Origin of the sequence: Amnibacterium sp. CER49 (genome assembly GCF_029846255.1) — a bacterium.
In the GTDB taxonomy this organism is placed as follows: Bacteria; Actinomycetota; Actinomycetes; order Actinomycetales; family Microbacteriaceae; genus Amnibacterium.
The window spans coordinates 908,117-924,572 of the sequence record NZ_JARVWQ010000001.1; the positions used below are offsets into that span (position 1 = coordinate 908,117).

The following is a 16,456-nucleotide window of genomic DNA, read 5'->3' on the forward strand; positions in this document are numbered from 1 at the left end:
CTGGTCGCTCCGGCTCGGTCGAAGCGGCACGGATCCGGAGCAGGGCGGGCTGATCCGCGGGGGCTTCGTCGCGCTAGCGTGACGGGCGACGGCCCGCTGACGAAGGAGGCACCGATGCCCCGCCTGCGCGTCATCGCCGACAACGATTACGCCGGGGATCCCGACGGCCTCGTCCAGCTCGCGCACCACGCGCTCAGCCCCTCGGTCGAGCTGCGGCTCGTGATCGGCTCGCACCTCGCCGCGGGCGACGCGTGGGACGACTCCGGCGCCACGGCGGACCACGCCGCCGACCGCGCTCGCGAGGTGCTCGCGGCGCTCGGCCTGCCGGACGATCGCGTGATGGCGGGATCGAACCTCGGCCTCGCGGATCGCCGCACGCCCGCCGACTCGTCCGCCGCCCGCGCCATCGTCGAGGAGGCGATGCGCGACGACACCGACCTGCCCCTCGTCGTCGCCTGCGGCGGCGGGCTCACCGAGATCGCGAGCGCGTGGCTGCTCGAGCCGCGGATCGCCGAACGCCTCACGGTGGTGTGGATCGGCGGCGCCGAGTACCCGGGCCACGGCACCACCCCGCCGGGCGCGCCCGACGTCGAGTACAACACCGCCATCGACGTAGTCGCCGCGCAGGTCGTCTTCAACGACTCCGACCTCGACGTCTGGCAGGTGCCGCGGAACGCCTACCGGCAGACCCTGCTGTCGCAGGCGGAGCTGGACCGGCGCATCCGGCCGCACGGCGCGATCGGAGCGCTGCTCGCCGAGGCGATCGACGGGGCGCAGCGTTCGGTGGCGGCAGCGGGGCACGACCTGGGCGAGACCTACGCGTACGGCGACAGCCCGCTCGTGCTGCTCACCGCGCTGCAGTCGGCCTTCGAGCCGGACGCCTCGTCGAGCGAGTCGGTCGTCGAACCCGCGCCGCGCTTCGGCGACGACGGCACGCTGCACCCGACGGGCAACGGCCGCGCGATCCGCGTCTTCACACGACTCGACACCCGGCTGATGTTCGAGGATCTGTTCGCGAAGCTCGAAGCCGCCGCGCGCTGATCGGCGCGCTCCGCTCGGAAGGACCCGCATGCTCAAGGGCATCCCCCGCACCCTCGGCCCCGACCTGCTCTGGGCGCTCGCCGCGATGGGGCACGGCGACCGGCTCGCCGTCGTCGACGCCAACTACCCCGCGCACTCGCACTCGACGCGGGTGATCCCGCTGGCCGCGGTGCCGCTCGTCGACGCGATCGGTGACGTGCTGAGCCTGTTCCCGGTCGACGACTTCGTGGAACCCGCCGCGTTCCGCATGGTGCCCGACGGGCGGCCCGAGGAGGTGCTCGACGTGCACCGCGACGTCGAGCGCGCGGCCTCGAGCGCGGAGGGCCGGGCCGTGCGCTTCGCGCCGGTCGAGCGCACCGCCTTCTACGACCTCGCGAGGGGCTGCTTCGCCACCGTGGCGACCACGGACGACCGCCCGTACGGGTGCTTCGTGCTCACGAAGGGCGTCGTCTCGGGCTGAGCGCGGCTCCGATCCGCACGATCGGCCGCCCCGGCCGCGGACGACGCGGGACTCGGCGGCACCAGCCCGTCGACGCCACGGGAAGACGCGGAAGGGGCCGGGATCGCTCCCGGCCCCTTCGTGTGCGGCTCGCGTCAGACGCGGGCGAGCGACGCGCCGGCCCGCTTGCGCGAGAGGGCGTCGACCGTGGCGGCGAGGATCAGCACGCCGCCGGTGATGAGCAGGTTGACGCCGCCCGGCAGGCTCATGAGGCCGAGGCCGTTCGTGATCGCGGTGATCACGAGCGCCCCGACGACACCCTGGACGAGCCGGCCGCGACCGCCGAAGAGGCTGACGCCGCCGACGACCGCCGCCGCGACGCCGTTCAGCACGTCCGTCTGGCCGAAGGACGAGCCGACCACGCCGACCTCGCTCGCCTGGAACAGGCCCGAGACGATCGCGAGGGTGGAGCAGAGCACGAACGCGGAGATGCGGATCGCCGCGACGCTGATGCCGGCGCGGCGGGCCGCCTCCGGGTTGCCGCCCACCGCGTAGAGGTGGAGGCCCCAGCGGGTGCGGTCGAGCACCTGCGTCGCGATCCAGAGGATGGCGAGCACGATCGGCACGACGATCGGGACGCCCTGCACGGGCACGACCGAGACGGACCGGTCCTGGTTCAGCAGGGCGACGATGATGCCCGTGAAGACCGCGACCGCGCCGACGCGGATCGCGAGCATGCTGATCGGCCGCACCGGGACGCCGGCGCGCTGCCGTCGGGTGCGGTCGTAGAAGGCGGACCCCAAGGAGACCAGCACGATGACGGCCCACATCAGCCATCCGGCCCACACCGGCATGTTGCTGTTCTCGATCGCGAGCACCGACGGGTCGGTGATCCGGTACGAGTTGCCGTTGCCGAGCAGCACGAGCTGCAGGCCCTGGAAGCCGAGGAACAGCCCCAGGGTGACGACGAACGACGGGATGCCGACCTTCGCCACGAAGTAGCCGATGAAGCCGCCGATCACGATGCCGACGACGAGCGAGACGATCAGGGCGAGGAACCAGTTGATGTGGAGCGAGTTGTTCAGCTGCACGAACACGGCCATGCCGACACCAGCGGTCACACCGGCCGACAGATCGATCTCGCCGAGCAGGATCACGAACACGAGCGCGACCGCGAGCATCGCGAGGAACGCCGTCTGCGTGATCAGGTTGGAGACGTTCAGCAGGCCGAGGAAGTCACCCTGGGTCAGGATCTCGAACAGGATGCAGAGCACGATGAAGCCGCCGATGGCGGGCAGCATGCCCATCTCCCCCGAGCGCACCCGGGCGATGTAGGCCCTGAACTGGTCACCGATCGTGCCCTCGTAGCCGGTCGCGATCCCGGGAGCGGTCGCGCCGCCCGCCGTATCGACGGCCGCTGCGAGCTCGGGGTCCGGCACCTTGTTCTCGGTGGTGGTCATCGTGCGGCTCCTGCGGCGCTCGGCTCGACGGATTTGAGACCGGTGATGTACCCGATCACGTCGTTGTTGTTCGTCTCCTTCGTCTCCAGCTGCGCGACCATCGTGCCGAGGTAGAGCACGTTGATGTGGTCGGCGACCTGGAAGACGTCGGCGAGGTTGTGGCTGATGATGAGCACGCCCACGCCCTGATCGGCGAGGCGGCGGACGAGGTTCAGGACCTGCTCCGTCTGCGCGACACCGAGGGCGGCGGTCGGCTCGTCGAGGATGACGACCTTGGCCTTCTGCAGCACCGCGCGGGCGATCGCGACCGTCTGCCGCTGGCCGCCGGAGAGCGACGAGACCTTCTGCCGCACCGACTTCATGGTGCGGACCGAGAGCGAGCCGAGGGTGGCGGAGGCGTGCTTCTCCATCTCGCCGTTGCTCAGGGTGCCCTGGTGGGTCTCCTCGCGGCCGAGGAACATGTTCTGGACGATGTCGAGGTTCTCGCAGAGCGCGAGGTCCTGGTACACGACCTCGATGCCGAGGCGGGAGGCCTCCTTCGGCGTCGCGAGATGCGCGGGCGAGCCGTCGATCAGGGTCTCGCCCGAGTCGTAGGGCTGCACGCCGGCGAGGCCCTTGATGAGGGTGGACTTGCCGGCGCCGTTGTCGCCGACGAGCGCGCTGACCTGACCCGGGTAGACCTTGAGGTTCACCCCCTTCAGTACGTCGACCGGACCGAAGCTCTTGCGGACGTCTCTCAGTTCGATGATCGGGGCGACCATGCCCCCTCCTTCTTTCTGCCGCTGCTATGCGGGAGGTGCCGGAACCGGCTGCGGCCTGCACGGCCGGTGCACCCCGAAGGATGCTCCGACCGCGCAGGCCGCGCCAGAGGGGATTACTTGACGCCGTACTTGTCGCACGCCTTCTTGACGGCGCCGGTGCAGATCTGCGCGACGGACGCGTTGCCGTCCTGCACGACCTTCTCGACGCCCGTGGCGGTGGTGAGGATCGGCGTCTCGAGGAACGACGGCACCCCGCCGACCTTCGTCGGAGCGCTCGGCTTCGAGCCCTTCAGCAGGTCGATGGCGATCTTCGACGCCTGGTCGGCCTCGAGCTGGTACGGCTTGTAGACCGTGCCGTACTGCTTGCCGAGCAGGATGTTCTGCAGACCGGGGATCGAGGCGTCCTGACCGGACGTCGGCACGACCTTGTTGTACTTGTCGAGCACCGTGATGACGGCCGCGTTGTTCGCGTCGTTCGCGGTCCAGACCGCGTCGATGTTGCCCTTCAGCGCCGTGTACGCCTGCGCGAACTCGGTGCCGGACTTCGTGGCGTCCCAGGTGCCCTTCGGCGAGAACGCGCACTGGATGCCGGCGGCACCCATCGACTTCTTCGCGCCGCTCAGGAAGTAGGCGGCGTTGCCGTCGGTCGGGTCGCCGGCCATGCAGACGACCTTGGCCGTCTTCGGGTCCTTGCCCTCCTTCTTCAGGCCGTCGACGATCATCTGGCCCTCGAGCTCGCCGACCTTCTCGTTGTCGAACGAGACGTAGTAGTCGGCACCCTGGATCGGGCGGTCGTAGGCGATGACCGGCACGCCCTGGCCGTGCGCCTTCGTGAGCACCTGCGCGCCGGCACCGTTCAGGTCGACGAGCAGCATCACGCCGCAGCCCTTGCTGAGCTGGGCCGAGGCGATGGTCGCGTACTGGGTGGTGCTGTTGTGCGCGTTCTGGATGTCGGCGGTGAAGCCGGCGCCCGTGAGCGCCTTCTGCAGCGCGGGCCGGTCGCCGTTCTCCCAGCGGGGCGACGACTCGGTGTCGGGCAGGATGACGCAGGCGCGCTTCGAGGCCGCGGCCTTCGCACCGCCGCCCGAGCCGCTCGTGCTCTTCGTCGTGGAGCCACCGCCGGAGGCACAGCCGGCCAGCAGCAGGGTCGTCGCAGCGACTACCGTCGCCGCGCCGAGGATCGTCTTCTTCAAGGCTTCTTCACCCTTCTCGTCCTGGACGGCAGCAGGCCGTCTCCGCGCCTCGGCAACGAGGAGCGGACCTCCGAACTCTAGGGAGACCCCCAGGTCCCGACCCCCGAAATCCGGTAACGATCCCGTGACGAAACGTTTCGCCTGGTGAGAGAAGGGGACCAGGCAGCACCCAGCAGGGCGTGGCTGCTGCGTCCCGATCCGCTTCCCCCTGGACGCACGACGGAGGGACGGGCCCTCCCGGCCCGTCCCTCCTCCCTCGCGGCTCAGCGCAGCCCGGGCAGCGTCCTCGTGCCATCGATACGGACGCCCCGCAGCGCGTTCGGGTCGAGACCCAGCAGCGCGAGGATCGTGGGCGCGATCTGCGTCGTGGCCACGTGGGCCGACGATGCGGATCCCGCATGGTGCACGCCGGCACCGGCGACCACGAGCGGCACCGCGCGGTCGTCGAAGGCGGCACCGCCGTGCTCGGCGATCTTCTTCACCCCGCCCGTGTAGACGACGCCCTGCTGAGCGATGCCGATGAGGTCCGGCCTGCGCGGGTCGCCGGCCTTCGCGTCGACGAGACGCGCTGCGGCCGTGCCCACGAACACCGCGCTGAGCCCCGAGGAGGCGACGGTCGTCGAGTACACGCCCTTCGGGTCGTTGATCGTGTTGGCAGGGGCGGAGTGCGTGAGCAGGTAGTGCCGCGCGAACACCACGGCGCCGGACGACCGGTCGGAGAGCCAGAGCAGCATCCCGTCGTCGTTCACGGAGAACGAGACGAGGTCGGCGCTGCCCGAGTGGGCGGCCTTCCACGCGGCGTTCAGCCCGTCGAGGACCTTGCCGTCGTCGACCCGGCGCAGCTGCTGCGGGAGGATCGGCGACTGGCCGTGCTTGGCGGAGAGGATCACCGTCGTGGACCCGGCGCGGCCCTCGTGACGGAGCTCGGCGAGCATGCGGCCCACCTGCCGGTCGACGGAGTCGAGCGCGCGCTGCAGGAGCGGACCGGGAGCGCCGGTGCTCGTGTAGCCGCCCTTCAGGCCGTCCGAGACGGGCAGCTTCTCCGCGGTCGAGACGGTCTGGAAGTTCATGCCGAACACGGCCGGCTCCCCGACGCGGTGGGTCCGGCTGTGGTCGTAGCCGTCGATCTCGTTGAGGACCGCCTGCACCTTGAAGGAGTCGTACTCCTGCGTCAGCGCGTTGTCCGTCGTCCAGTCGTCGCCCGCGGCGTCGGCGACGCTGTTGATCTCCGGGGTGAAGAGGTCGTCGATGCCGTTGCCCGAGGGACCGTTCAGGATGTCGTAGGCGGGGTGCTTGTCGGACCACGCGGTGCGGAGGCCGGCCGCGTGCGCGACCTCGAACACGGTGTTCACGCGCAGGTACTGGTAGGGCTCGACCGGCGTGCACGACGACGGGTTCACGGGCAGCGCGGCCGGGTCGAGCAGCGTGCGCGGCTTCGACGTCAGCTGCAGGATCGCCGTCGTGAGCGACGGCGCGGCAGCGAGGGTCTGAGCGATCGAGTTCGTCGGGAGAGCCGCCAGCGACGAGCTCCGGATGCCCTGACCGGCGTCGAGCGTGATCGGGTTCTGGGAGCGGTCGGCGGCCTCGGTGAGCGAGACCTCGGCGCCCGGGGCGGCGCCGCTGCAGTGCGTCGTGCCGGCGGGGAGCAGCGAGTGGTTGTACGTGTCGTCGTAGAAGACGCCGCTCGTGCCGGCATCGGCACCGGTGAGCTGCGCGACCATGCCCGGGAAGGAGTCCGACGGGAAGGTCGCCGAGGCGCGGGTGTACGACCGGCCCTGCCGCACGAGGCCGGCGAGCGCCGAGCGCGGGTGCTGCCGCACGTAGCGGGCGAGGTCGGACTCGTGCAGCCCGTCGACCGACAGGAGGAGCACGTGACGGCTCGCCGGGCGGTGCTCGGAGGTGGCCGGCTGGGCGGCGGCGGGCAGGGCGCCCACCGCAAGGGCGGCGGCGCACCCGGCTGCACCCACGGGAAGGGTCCAACGTCGGGACGGCATGCACGTGCTCCTTCGAACAGGCTCGGGGGTCGCCTCGGATGCTCCGAGGACGGGGTGAACGAGGGTCCCTGCGCGTGGGAACGGCCGGTGAACGACTCCTGCAGATGGGCTGGAGAGCACGTCCTCGACGCGTTCGACGTGCGGCAGAAACCGGCTTTCGGATCCGCCGGGGCTCAGTAGCATCGCCGAGGGGCGGTGCAGGCGCCGGTCCGATCGGAGGGACGCGGATGAGCCGCCCGACCCGGCTCCGCTCGGAGCACCTCGTCGCCCCGCTCGGCATCGGCGAGCCGGCCCCGCGGCTGTCCTGGTGGCTGCCCGAGGGCGCGCTCCGGCAGGAGGCGTACGAGATCGAGACCCGCAGGGACGGCCGCGCGACGACGACCGGCGAGGTCGCGAGCGGCGACTCCGTGCTCGTGACGGCACCCATCCCGCCGGCGGGCAGCCGCGAGCGCGTCGAGTGGCGGGTGCGCGTCCGCACGGCCGAGGGCTGGAGCGACTGGTCCGACCCGTCGTCGTACGAGTGCGGGCTCCTGCGCACCGCCGACTGGACCGCCCGGTGGATCGAGCCGGACGAGGAGTCGCCCGCGGAACCGGGCAGACGGCCCACCACCTGGCTGCGCACCCGCTTCCGCGCGCCCGAGCCGGTGGTCCGTGCCCGCCTCCACATCACCGCGCACGGCGTGTTCGAGGCGCACGTCGACCGACGTCGGATCGGGGACGCCGAGCTCACTCCGGGCTGGACCCAGTACGAGTCGCGGCTGCAGGTGCAGACCTTCGACGTCTCCGGGCTGGTCTGCGCCGGGGAGGAGCAGGAGCTCGCCGTCGAGGTGTCCGACGGCTGGTGGCGCGGGCAGATCGGGCTGTTCCGCGCCGCCGACCAGTGGGGGCCGACGGCCGGACTGCTCGCACAGCTCGAGCTCGACGGCGAGCGGGGAGCGCGCACCGTGGTGACGACCGACGGCTCGTGGACGTGGGCGCCGTCCTCCCACCTCGCGGACCTCATCGCGGGCGAGGCGATCGACCTCGCGCATCCGGGACCGCGGGGCGGATGGCGGCCGGTGCGCGTCGCCGACCACGACCTCGGGAACCTCGTCGCCTCACCCGCTCCCCCGGTGCGCCGAGTCGAGGAGCTGCCCGCCCGGTCCGTGCGTCGGGCCGGGCGGGGGCTGGTCGTCGACTTCGGGCAGAACGTGAACGGCTGGGTGCGACTGAGCGGTCTCGACGCCCCGGGGGCGCGGCTCACGATCACCTACGGCGAGGCGCTCGACCCCTCGGGGGACGTGACGCAGGCGAACCTCGTGCCCGAGGTGCCGATGCTGCCCGAGCCGCTGCCAGCCGGCCAGGTCGACACCGTGCTGCTCGGCGACGGCCCCGCGACGGCGGAGCCGCGGCACAGCACGAAGGGCTTCCGGTACGTGCGGATCGAGGGCCTCGACGCCGACCTCGCGCCGGGCTCCGCGACCGCGGTCGTCGTGCACACCGACCTGCCGCGCATCGGGATGTTCCGGTGCAGCGACGAGCGGGTGAACCGGCTGCACGAGGCCGCGGCCTGGAGCTTCCGGGGCAACGCGTGCGACGTGCCGACCGACTGCCCCACGCGGGAGCGCGCGGGGTGGTCGGGCGACTGGCAGCTGTTCCTGCCGGCCGCGGCGTTCCTCTTCGACGTCGGCGGCTTCGCGACGAAGTGGTTCCGGGACTTCGTCGCCGCGCAGTGGCCGGACGGGATCATGCCGAACGTGGCGCCGCAGGCGCCGGCCGAGGGACCGCACGGGCCGGCGGCGTCTCTCGCCGGCTCCGCCGGCTGGGGCGACGCCGTCGCGATCCTGCCGGTCGAGCAGCACCTCGCCACGGGCGACGAGGGGATCCTCGCCGAGGCGTGGCCCGCCCTCGTCCGCTGGCTCGACCGCGCGCAGCGGATCGCGCGGGAGCAGCGCCACCCCGACCGCGCCGCCGAGCGTCCGGAGCCGCTGCCGCACGAGCAGCACCTGTGGGACGCCGGCTTCTCCTTCGGCGAGTGGCTCGAGCCGGAGCCCGAGGTCGAGCGGCTCGGCTTCCCGGCGTTCGTCGCGGCCGACAAGAGCGATGTCGCGACCGCGTACCTCCGGCACTCGACCCGGCTCGCCGCGCGCATCGCGACGGTGCTCGGCAAGCAGCGGGAGGCCGACGAGTACGCCGCCTACTCGGAGCGCGTGCGCGAGGCGTGGGCGGCCGAGTTCCTCGACGAGAGCGGCCTCGTCCGCCCGGCGAACCAGGCGAACTGCGTGCGCGCGCTCGCCTTCGACCTCGTACCCGACGAGGCGCGGGCGCGGATCGCCACCCAGCTCGTGGCGCTCGTGCGCGACGCCGGCGACCACCTGACGACCGGCTTCCTCTCGACGCCGCTGCTGCTGCCTGCGCTCGCGGACGCGGGGCACGCCGAGGTGGCGTACGACCTGCTGCTCCAGGACTCGTGGCCGAGCTGGCTGAAGATGATCGACGAGGGCGCGACCACCATCTGGGAGCGCTGGTCGGGCTACGACGCCGACGGGATGCCCTCGCAGTCGCACAACCACTACTCGAAGGGCGCCGTCGTCGCGTTCCTGCACCGGTACACGGCGGGGATCGTGCCGCTCGAGCCGGGCTACCGGCGATTCGCCGTCCGGCCCGTCCCGGATGCGCGACTCGACTGGGCCCAGGCGTCGCACGAGAGCCCGTACGGCCGCATCAGGAGCGCGTGGCACCGGACCGCCGACGGGATCGCGCTCGAGGTCGAGGTGCCGCCGGGCGCCCGGTGCGAGGTGACCCCGCCGGGTGGATCCATCTCGGTCGTCGGTCCGGGCAGCCACCGCTTCGGCTGACCCGCGGCTGACCCCCGGATCCGGAGATCCTCGGCGACACGCCGGTGGAGTCTGCGCGACCGCGGCGTGTCACTGAGGAACTCCGGAAGGGCGCAAGCGATCCGGATCCGCGCGCTACCGAGCGGACCGGTCACGCCCCTGCTCGTGCAGCCGCAGCCGCGCGAGCAGGTCCCCGACGAGCAGTCGGAGGTCCACATCCGTGTACCGGCGGCGCTCGGCGGCCCCGGTCGATTCGAGAACGGACGAGCTCGACGCGTCGGTGAGCGCCGTGACGAGCAGGGGCGGGCTGTCGCCGAGCGTCCAGGTCGCCCCGACGGGGAACCCCTCCGGCAGCGGCAGCGTGACGAACCGCTCCCACAGCCACTCCCCGATCCGACCGGAGCGGCGCAGGTCGTGCTCGAGCTCGGCGATCGAGTAGGCGCAGCGCTCATAGGTCTCGAGCGGGAACCATCGGATGGCCAGCTCCGGCACCGCGAACACGAGCTCGGCGGCCGCCGGATCCGTGTCGCGGTTGTACTCGAAGCCGCGGTCCTCGGCGGCGCCGCCGATCCAGACGAGCGTGAGCCGCGTCGCGATGTCGGCTGCGAGCCGCAGCGCCTCCGCGACGTTCGTGAGCGGCCCGGCGCAGACGAGGAGCAGCGGGAGCGGGTCGTCGCGTCGGGCGGCGGCGACGATCGCCTCCGCGGCCGGGCTCGAGGCGTGGGTCAGCGCCTGCTCGGATCCGGCGACGACGGGCGGCCGCCGGTCCTTCCCGATCAGGTCGATCAGCTCCTCGGCCAGGGCGGCGCCCCGCGCCGCGCCCCCGGGCGACTCGAACACCGGGTCGAGGAACGAGCTCGTGACGAGCTCGACGCGGTTCGCGGGCGACAGCAGGTGGTGCGCGAGCGCGACGAGTCCATCGGGGTCGCCGGCCCAGTCGTTGTCGACGATCACCCGGCAGCGCTCGGCGACGCGGAGACCGCTCACGGGACCGGCACGGGCCGCAGCGACGGCACCCGCTCCGCGTGGTGACACGCGCTGAGGCTGTCGCCGGCGTGCCGCAGCGGCGGCCGCTCGGCACGGCAGACGTCGGTGACGAGCGGGCAGCGCGGCGCGAACGGGCAGCCGGCCGCAGCCGGAGCCGCGACACCGGCGGTGCGGAAGCCGAGCGCCTCGCGCGCCTCCCGCCGCGCGGCCTGCTCCGCCGGACGCGGAACCGGGGCTGCCGCGGTGAGCGCGACCGTGTACGGGTGCTGCGGCCCCTGCGTCACCGGCTCAACGGGACCCGACTCCATGATCTGGCCGCGGTAGAGCACGACGACCCGCTGCGCGAGGAAGCGGACGACGCCGAGGTCGTGCGCGATGAAGAGGAAGGCGAGGTCGCGCTGGTCGCGCAGGTCGGCGAGCAGGTTCAGCACGGTCGCCTGCGTGGAGAGGTCGAGGGCGCTCACGGGCTCGTCGAGCACGACGACCTTCGGGTCGCAGACGAGCGCGCGGGCGATCGCGATGCGCTGCCGCTGGCCGCCGGAGAACTGCGCGGGGTACCGGTCCGCCGCGTCCGCGGGCAGGCCGACGGACTCGAGGGTGGCCCGCGCCCGCTGCAGCGCCTCGGCGCGACGCACGCCGAGCACCGCGAGGGGCTCGACGAGTGTCTGCCCGATGGTCCGGGACGGGTTCAGCGACGAGTACGGGTCCTGGAACACCACCCGCAGGTCGACGGCGAGGCCGCGGCGCTCCTTCAGCGACGCCTTCGTGATGTCGCGGCCGTGCAGCAGCACCGTGCCGGAGGTCGGCGGCTGCAGCCCGAGCACCGACTTGCCGATCGTCGACTTCCCCGAGCCGGACTCGCCGACGAGCCCCAGGGTCTCCCCCGGCCGGATGTCGAACGTCACGCGGTCGATCGCGGGCGGCGCGAGCCGCGCCTTCCGGCTCGTGCCGTAGCGGACGACGAGGTCGGTGACCTCGAGCGCCGGCGCGGCGGCCGCGACCTCGGTCGTCCTGGTCCCGCTCGCCGCGCTCATGCCGGCACCCCCGCTCCGGTCTCGAGCTCCGCGCCGACCGCGTCGGCGTCCCACGTGACCTGCTCGCGCTGCAGCTCGTCGACGCGGATGCAGCGCACCGACCCGCTGCCGTGCGCGGGCAGCGCCGGGAACGGCTTCCGGCACTCGTCGCGGGCGAAGCGGCAGCGGCTCGCGAAGCGGCACCCGCTCGGCCAGGAGCCGGGAGGCGGCACCGCGCCGGCGATCGAGGCGAGGCGGACGGGCACGGCGGCGCCCTCGGGCACGTGCGGGTTCGCCCGCAGCAGGGCCATCGTGTACGGGTGCGCCGGCTCGTCGAGCACCGCGGCGGCGGTGCCGGACTCGACGACCTCACCGGCGTACATCACCGCGACGTCGTCGCAGAGGTCGGCGACGACCCCGAGGTCGTGGCTGACGATCACGATCGACAGGTCGATCTCGCGGACGAGGTCCCGCAGCAGGGTGAGGATCTCGGCCTGCACGGTCACGTCGAGCGCCGTGGTGGGTTCGTCGGCGATGAGCAGCTTCGGTCGGCCGGTGAGGGCGAGAGCGATCGCGACCCGCTGCGCCATGCCGCCCGACAGCTGGTGCGGGAAGCTCTTCAGCACCCGGGCCGGATCGACGATGCCGACCTGCTCGAGCAGCTCGACCGCCGTGGAGCGCGCCTCGGTGCGGCTGAGGCCCCGGAAGCGGCGCAACGGCTGCGTCAGCTGGTAGGCGATCGAGAACATGGGGTCGAGGGCGACCATCGGCTCCTGCGAGATCATCGCGATCTCCTGGCCGCGGACGGCGTTCAGCTCGCGCTCCGAGAGCCCGACGAGGTCGCGCCCGCGCCAGAGGATCGCGCCGCCGGACACCGAGACGCCGTCCGGGAGCAGACCGAGCAGCGACCGGGCCGTCATCGTCTTGCCGCAGCCCGATTCCCCCACGAGCCCGAGCACACGGCCGGCGCCGAGGCTGAACGAGACGTCGCTCACGAGCGTCGGGCCGCCGTCGACCGCGACGGTGAGACCGCGGACCTCGAGCACGGCGGACGCACTCGGCGCTCCGTCCGCCGGCGACGCGGGCGTGCGACCCGGGCGGCGCCGAGCGACGGTCCGCTCGCCGGCGGCCCTGTGGGCCAGCGCATCGGCGAGCTCGTTCGCGGCCACCACGGTGAGCGCGAGCGCGAGACCGCTCGGCACGAGCAGCCACGGGTCGTCGTAGATGTGCTTGCTGGCGTCCTGGATCATGAAGCCCCAGCTCGGCTGCGGCTCGCCCGGGCCGAAGCCGAGGAAGGCGAGGCCCGCGTTGATCAGCAGTCCGATGCCGAACAGCTGCGCCGCCTGCACGGCCGCGACCGTCGCCATCGACGGCAGCACGTGCACGAGGTTCACCTTCAGCGAGCCGATGCCGTTCACACGCGCGGCGTCGATGTAGAGGCGCTGCCGCACCGACTGGGCGACCCCGAGCATGATCCGGTAGACGGCTGCGGAGATGAGCACACCGAGCACCGCCATGACGACGTAGGTCTGCGCCCCGATCACGCCGATCACGGCGAGCAGGATGATGACGAGCGGCAGCGCGAGCATCACCTCCGTCGAGCGGCTGAGCACGCGCTCGACCCGCCGCCCGCGCTCCGCGGCGATCAGCGCGAGCGGCAGGCCGATGCCGAAGGCGACGACGACCGTCACGAACGACGCGAGCAGCGGCTCGGCACCGGCGGTCACGACGCGGCTCAGCAGGTCGCGGCCGAGCGGGTCGGTGCCGAGCAGGTGCGCGCCCGACGGGAGCGCGAGCCGGTGCGCGAGGTCCTGGTCGTCGACGCGGTACGGGCGCCAGAGGGGTGCGGTGAACGACGCGACGACGATGAGCACGAGCCAGGCGGCGCCGAGCAGGCCGCCGGGGCGGCGGAGGAACCACGGCATCCCGCGACGTCGTGCCGTCGGCGCGGCGGGTTCGGGGGCGACCTCGTCGGCCGCGTCGAGAGGCAGCACGCTCATGCGGTCCGCACCTTCGGGTCGAGCGCCGCGACCATGAGGTCGAGCAGCAGGTTGGTGACGACGACCACGGCGGTCGCGACGATGACGACGCCGATGAGCGCCGGGAAGTCGTGGGCGGACACCGCCGCCTGGCTCGCCTGGCCGAGGCCCGGCAGCGCGAAGAGGTTCTCGATGATCACCGAGCCGCCGAAGAGGCCGATGAACTGGATGCCGAGCACCGAGACGACGGGCACGCTCGTGAAGCGGAGCGCGTGCACGTAGCGGATGCGCCAGGTCGGCGTGCCGAGCGCCCGCAGCGTGCGGATGTGCTCCTGGCCGAGCGCCTCCCGCATGCCCGCGGCCGCGGTGCGGGCGATGATCGCGGCGCCGCCCACGGTCAGGGTGAGCACGGGCAGCAGGATGCTCCCGAGCCAGCCGAGCGGGTCCTGGCTGAGCGCGATGTAGCCGGTCGCCGGCAGCAGGTTCAGCTGCAGCGACAGCACGAGGACGAAGAGGATCCCGACCCAGAAGGCGGGGAGGCTGAGGCCGATGCCGCTCCCGACGGTGATGATCCGGGCGAGCCAGCCGCCGCGGACCGCGGCGGTCACGCCGAGCACGATGCCGACGACACCGGAGAGCAGCGTCGCGAGCACGGCGATCGAGGCGGTCACCGGCAGCCGGGCCGCGAGGTCCGCGCCGATGGAGCGACCGTCGATCAGCGAGACACCGAGATCGCCGCGGACGAGGTGGCCGAGGTAGTCGAGGAACTGGATCCAGAGCGGCCGGTCCCAGCCGAGCTCGTGGTTCTTCGCGGCGATCTGCGCCGGGGTGCCGCTCGGCCCGAGCACCACCGCGCCGGGGCTGCCCGGCGTCGCGTGCACGAGCAGGAAGCTGATCACCACCGCGGCGAGGACCGTCGCGATCGCGATCGCGAGCCGTCGGCCGATGTAGGCGAGCATGTCGATCCCTTGGGTCAGCGCCGTTGCCGGGGACGGGGAGGGTGGCCGGGCCGGGGCCCGGCCACCCTGGGTGTGGTCAGCTCGCGGGCTTGACGCTCGAGAGCACGATCTGGCCGTAGTTCGTGTAGAGCTCCGGCTTGGCGACCTTCTTCGCGTCGTAGCCGAAGTAGTTGAACGACTCGTACACCGGGATGTACCAGCCCTCGTTCGTGATCGCGGCGTCGAGGTTCTTCAGGGCCGCGTCCCGAGCGGTGCCCGTCGACCCGAGCGCCTGACCGAGGGCCGCGCCGATCTTGGGGTCCTGGGCGTGCTGCAGGTTCATGAAGCCGCCGTAGACGACGCCGGCGACGAAGCCGGCGGGGTTCGTGCCGATGCTGAAGGGCCCGAAGAGCAGCGGCTGCGTCTGGGCCGCCGCGAAGACGGCGTCGGTCGACGTGGCGGTCTTGAAGTTCAGCGTGACGCCGATCTTCGACCACTGCTTCTGGATCGCGACCTCGTCGTCCGTCGGCTTGCCGAGCACGGTGAGGTCGATCGAGAAGCCGTTCGGGTACCCCGCCTGGGCGAGCAGCCGCTTCGCCTTCGCCGGGTCGTACGCGTACTGCGTGTTGAGCGCCGGGTCGAAGCCGGTCGCGGCCGACGGGAACAGCTGCGCCGTCGCCTTCGCGCCGGGGTGCAGGTCCTTCACGATGGTGGCGCGGTCGATGCCGTAGCTGAGCGCCTGACGCACCTCGGGCTTCGCGAACGCCTTGTTCGTCCTGCCGAGCTTGTCGGCGACGGGGAAGCCGACGATGGTGCCGCCGACCTGGGTGACGCTCCTGCGGGCCTTCACGACGTTCGTCGTGCTCGGGTCGAGCTGGCCCGCGAGGTCGACCTGGCCGGAGGCGACCGCGTTCGCGAGCGACTGGGCGTCGGTGATCACCTTGAAGACGACCGTGTCGAACGCGAACGCCGTCGCGTCCCAGGCCTTCGCGTTCTTCTTCAGCGTGTAGGAGCTGCCGCGGGTCGCGGAGCCGAGCGTGTACGGGCCGGATCCGTCGGGGGTCGTCTTCAGGGACGAGGGGTCCGCGATCCCCTTGCTGCCGACGATCGCGCCCGCGCTGTCGGCGAGCGCGCTCGCGCCGTTCGCCTGCGGCTGCGCCCAGGTGATGACGACGGTGCTCGCGTCGGGGGTGGCGATGTCGGTGATCGCGCTGCTGCCGGTCTTCGACAGCTGCCCGTACGCCGCGAGCGTGGGGTCGCTCCGGCGGTCGAGGTTCTGCTTCACGAGCGAGGAGGTGAGCGTCGACCCGTCCGTGAACTTCACGCCCGGGCGCAGCTTCAGCGTGAAGGTCTTGTTGTCCTTGCTCGTGGTCGAGGAGGCGACGAGGCTCGGCTTCGCGTTCCCCGCGGCGTCCGTGACGAACAGCGCGTCGTACAGGCCCGCGAAGAAGCTGAACTGGCCGGCCGAGTAGAGCAGCGGGTCGTAGCCGTTCGGCGCGGCGTCCGCGTTCTCGCCGATGGTCACCGTCGAGGTCGTCGACGCACCGCCCGCGCTGCCGGACGCGCCGCCCGAGCAGGCGGCGAGCGACGTGGCCAGGGCGACGGCCGCGGCAGCCGCGCCGAGGCGCAGCCACGGAGCGCCCGAGCGGGCCGTCGGCGTCGGCGTCGGGGAGGGACGGTTCATGAGCAGGGGCTCCTTTGCCTTACCGGGCTTCGATCCGCGGCCGCCGGTCGCGGTCCTCGCGGGGATGTCCGGGAAGTTGTAGCACGGATCCGGGCGAATCAAAAGTAACTTTCGCAGAGCGAAACAGGACGTGTCGCGAGGCGTCGACGAG

12 protein-coding genes are annotated in these 16,456 nt (G+C 72.5%); 3 read left to right on the forward strand and 9 right to left on the reverse strand.

Annotation, left to right across the window (positions count from 1 at the left end; genetic code table 11):
- Positions 1–114 precede the first annotated feature (114 nt).
- Complete coding sequence (locus tag QDR37_RS04270; protein ID WP_279712341.1) at positions 115–1,041, forward strand: nucleoside hydrolase; 927 nt, start codon at positions 115–117, stop codon at positions 1,039–1,041.
- 28 nt (positions 1,042–1,069) lie between these two features.
- Positions 1,070–1,501, forward strand: a complete 432-nt coding sequence (locus tag QDR37_RS04275) for an RbsD/FucU domain-containing protein (protein ID WP_279712342.1) — start codon at positions 1,070–1,072, stop codon at positions 1,499–1,501.
- A gap of 134 nt (positions 1,502–1,635) precedes the next feature.
- On the opposite strand, the gene QDR37_RS04280 is transcribed toward QDR37_RS04275, so the two are convergent.
- The 4 genes from QDR37_RS04280 to QDR37_RS04295 all read right to left on the reverse strand — a co-directional run bounded on the left by QDR37_RS04280 (position 1,636) and on the right by QDR37_RS04295 (position 6,888).
- Complete coding sequence (locus QDR37_RS04280) at positions 1,636–2,940, reverse strand: ABC transporter permease (RefSeq protein WP_279712343.1); 1,305 nt, start codon at positions 2,938–2,940, stop codon at positions 1,636–1,638.
- Entirely contained in the window at positions 2,937–3,701 is a 765-nt protein-coding gene (locus tag QDR37_RS04285) for an ATP-binding cassette domain-containing protein (RefSeq protein WP_279712344.1), read from the reverse strand. Before QDR37_RS04285 ends, QDR37_RS04280 begins: the two co-directional genes overlap by 4 nt.
- Positions 3,702–3,814: 113 nt before the next feature.
- Positions 3,815–4,894, reverse strand: a complete 1,080-nt coding sequence (locus QDR37_RS04290) for a substrate-binding domain-containing protein (RefSeq protein WP_279712345.1) — start codon at positions 4,892–4,894, stop codon at positions 3,815–3,817.
- A 263-nt stretch (positions 4,895–5,157) separates the two neighbouring features.
- Complete coding sequence (locus tag QDR37_RS04295; RefSeq protein WP_279712346.1) at positions 5,158–6,888, reverse strand: alkaline phosphatase family protein; 1,731 nt, start codon at positions 6,886–6,888, stop codon at positions 5,158–5,160.
- Positions 6,889–7,115: 227 nt separating this feature from the next.
- On the opposite strand from QDR37_RS04295, the gene QDR37_RS04300 reads away from it, so the two are divergent.
- The gene (locus QDR37_RS04300) at positions 7,116–9,725 is read left to right on the forward strand and encodes a family 78 glycoside hydrolase catalytic domain (RefSeq protein ID WP_279712347.1); all 2,610 of its coding nucleotides are present in this window, start codon (positions 7,116–7,118) and stop codon (positions 9,723–9,725) included.
- 114 nt (positions 9,726–9,839) lie between these two features.
- Here QDR37_RS04300 and QDR37_RS04305 read toward each other — a convergent pair whose 3' ends face one another.
- From QDR37_RS04305 to QDR37_RS04325, 5 genes are all read right to left on the reverse strand, one after another.
- Positions 9,840–10,691 (reverse strand): nucleoside hydrolase, encoded by an 852-nt coding sequence (locus tag QDR37_RS04305; protein ID WP_279712348.1) that lies wholly within the window; start codon positions 10,689–10,691, stop codon positions 9,840–9,842.
- A complete protein-coding gene (locus tag QDR37_RS04310) occupies positions 10,688–11,725 on the reverse strand; it encodes an ABC transporter ATP-binding protein (RefSeq protein ID WP_279712349.1) in 1,038 nt (345 codons plus the stop codon). The genes QDR37_RS04305 and QDR37_RS04310 overlap by 4 nt, the downstream gene beginning before the upstream one ends.
- Entirely contained in the window at positions 11,722–13,704 is a 1,983-nt protein-coding gene (locus QDR37_RS04315) for a dipeptide/oligopeptide/nickel ABC transporter permease/ATP-binding protein (protein WP_279712350.1), read from the reverse strand. The genes QDR37_RS04310 and QDR37_RS04315 overlap by 4 nt, the downstream gene beginning before the upstream one ends.
- On the reverse strand, positions 13,701–14,642 hold the full coding sequence (locus tag QDR37_RS04320) for an ABC transporter permease (protein ID WP_279712351.1): 942 nt from the start codon (positions 14,640–14,642) through the stop codon (positions 13,701–13,703). Before QDR37_RS04320 ends, QDR37_RS04315 begins: the two co-directional genes overlap by 4 nt.
- 76 nt (positions 14,643–14,718) lie before the next feature.
- Positions 14,719–16,305, reverse strand: a complete 1,587-nt coding sequence (locus QDR37_RS04325; protein ID WP_279712352.1) for an ABC transporter substrate-binding protein — start codon at positions 16,303–16,305, stop codon at positions 14,719–14,721.
- Positions 16,306–16,456: the final 151 nt, after the last annotated feature.

Excerpts from the sequence above, each read along its gene's own strand:
- QDR37_RS04315 (WP_279712350.1), bottom strand. The coding sequence starts at position 13,704 with ATGAGCGTGCTGCCTCTCGACGCGGCCGACGAGGTCGCCCCCGAACCC.
- QDR37_RS04295 (WP_279712346.1), bottom strand. The coding sequence starts at position 6,888 with ATGCCGTCCCGACGTTGGACCCTTCCCGTGGGTGCAGCCGGGTGCGCC.
- QDR37_RS04325 (WP_279712352.1), bottom strand. The coding sequence starts at position 16,305 with ATGAACCGTCCCTCCCCGACGCCGACGCCGACGGCCCGCTCGGGCGCT.
- QDR37_RS04270 (WP_279712341.1), top strand. The coding sequence starts at position 115 with ATGCCCCGCCTGCGCGTCATCGCCGACAACGATTACGCCGGGGATCCC.
- QDR37_RS04310 (WP_279712349.1), bottom strand. The coding sequence starts at position 11,725 with ATGAGCGCGGCGAGCGGGACCAGGACGACCGAGGTCGCGGCCGCCGCG.
- QDR37_RS04285 (WP_279712344.1), bottom strand. The coding sequence starts at position 3,701 with ATGGTCGCCCCGATCATCGAACTGAGAGACGTCCGCAAGAGCTTCGGT.
- QDR37_RS04300 (WP_279712347.1), top strand. The coding sequence starts at position 7,116 with ATGAGCCGCCCGACCCGGCTCCGCTCGGAGCACCTCGTCGCCCCGCTC.
- QDR37_RS04280 (WP_279712343.1), bottom strand. The coding sequence starts at position 2,940 with ATGACCACCACCGAGAACAAGGTGCCGGACCCCGAGCTCGCAGCGGCC.
- QDR37_RS04275 (WP_279712342.1), top strand. The coding sequence starts at position 1,070 with ATGCTCAAGGGCATCCCCCGCACCCTCGGCCCCGACCTGCTCTGGGCG.
- QDR37_RS04320 (WP_279712351.1), bottom strand. The coding sequence starts at position 14,642 with ATGCTCGCCTACATCGGCCGACGGCTCGCGATCGCGATCGCGACGGTC.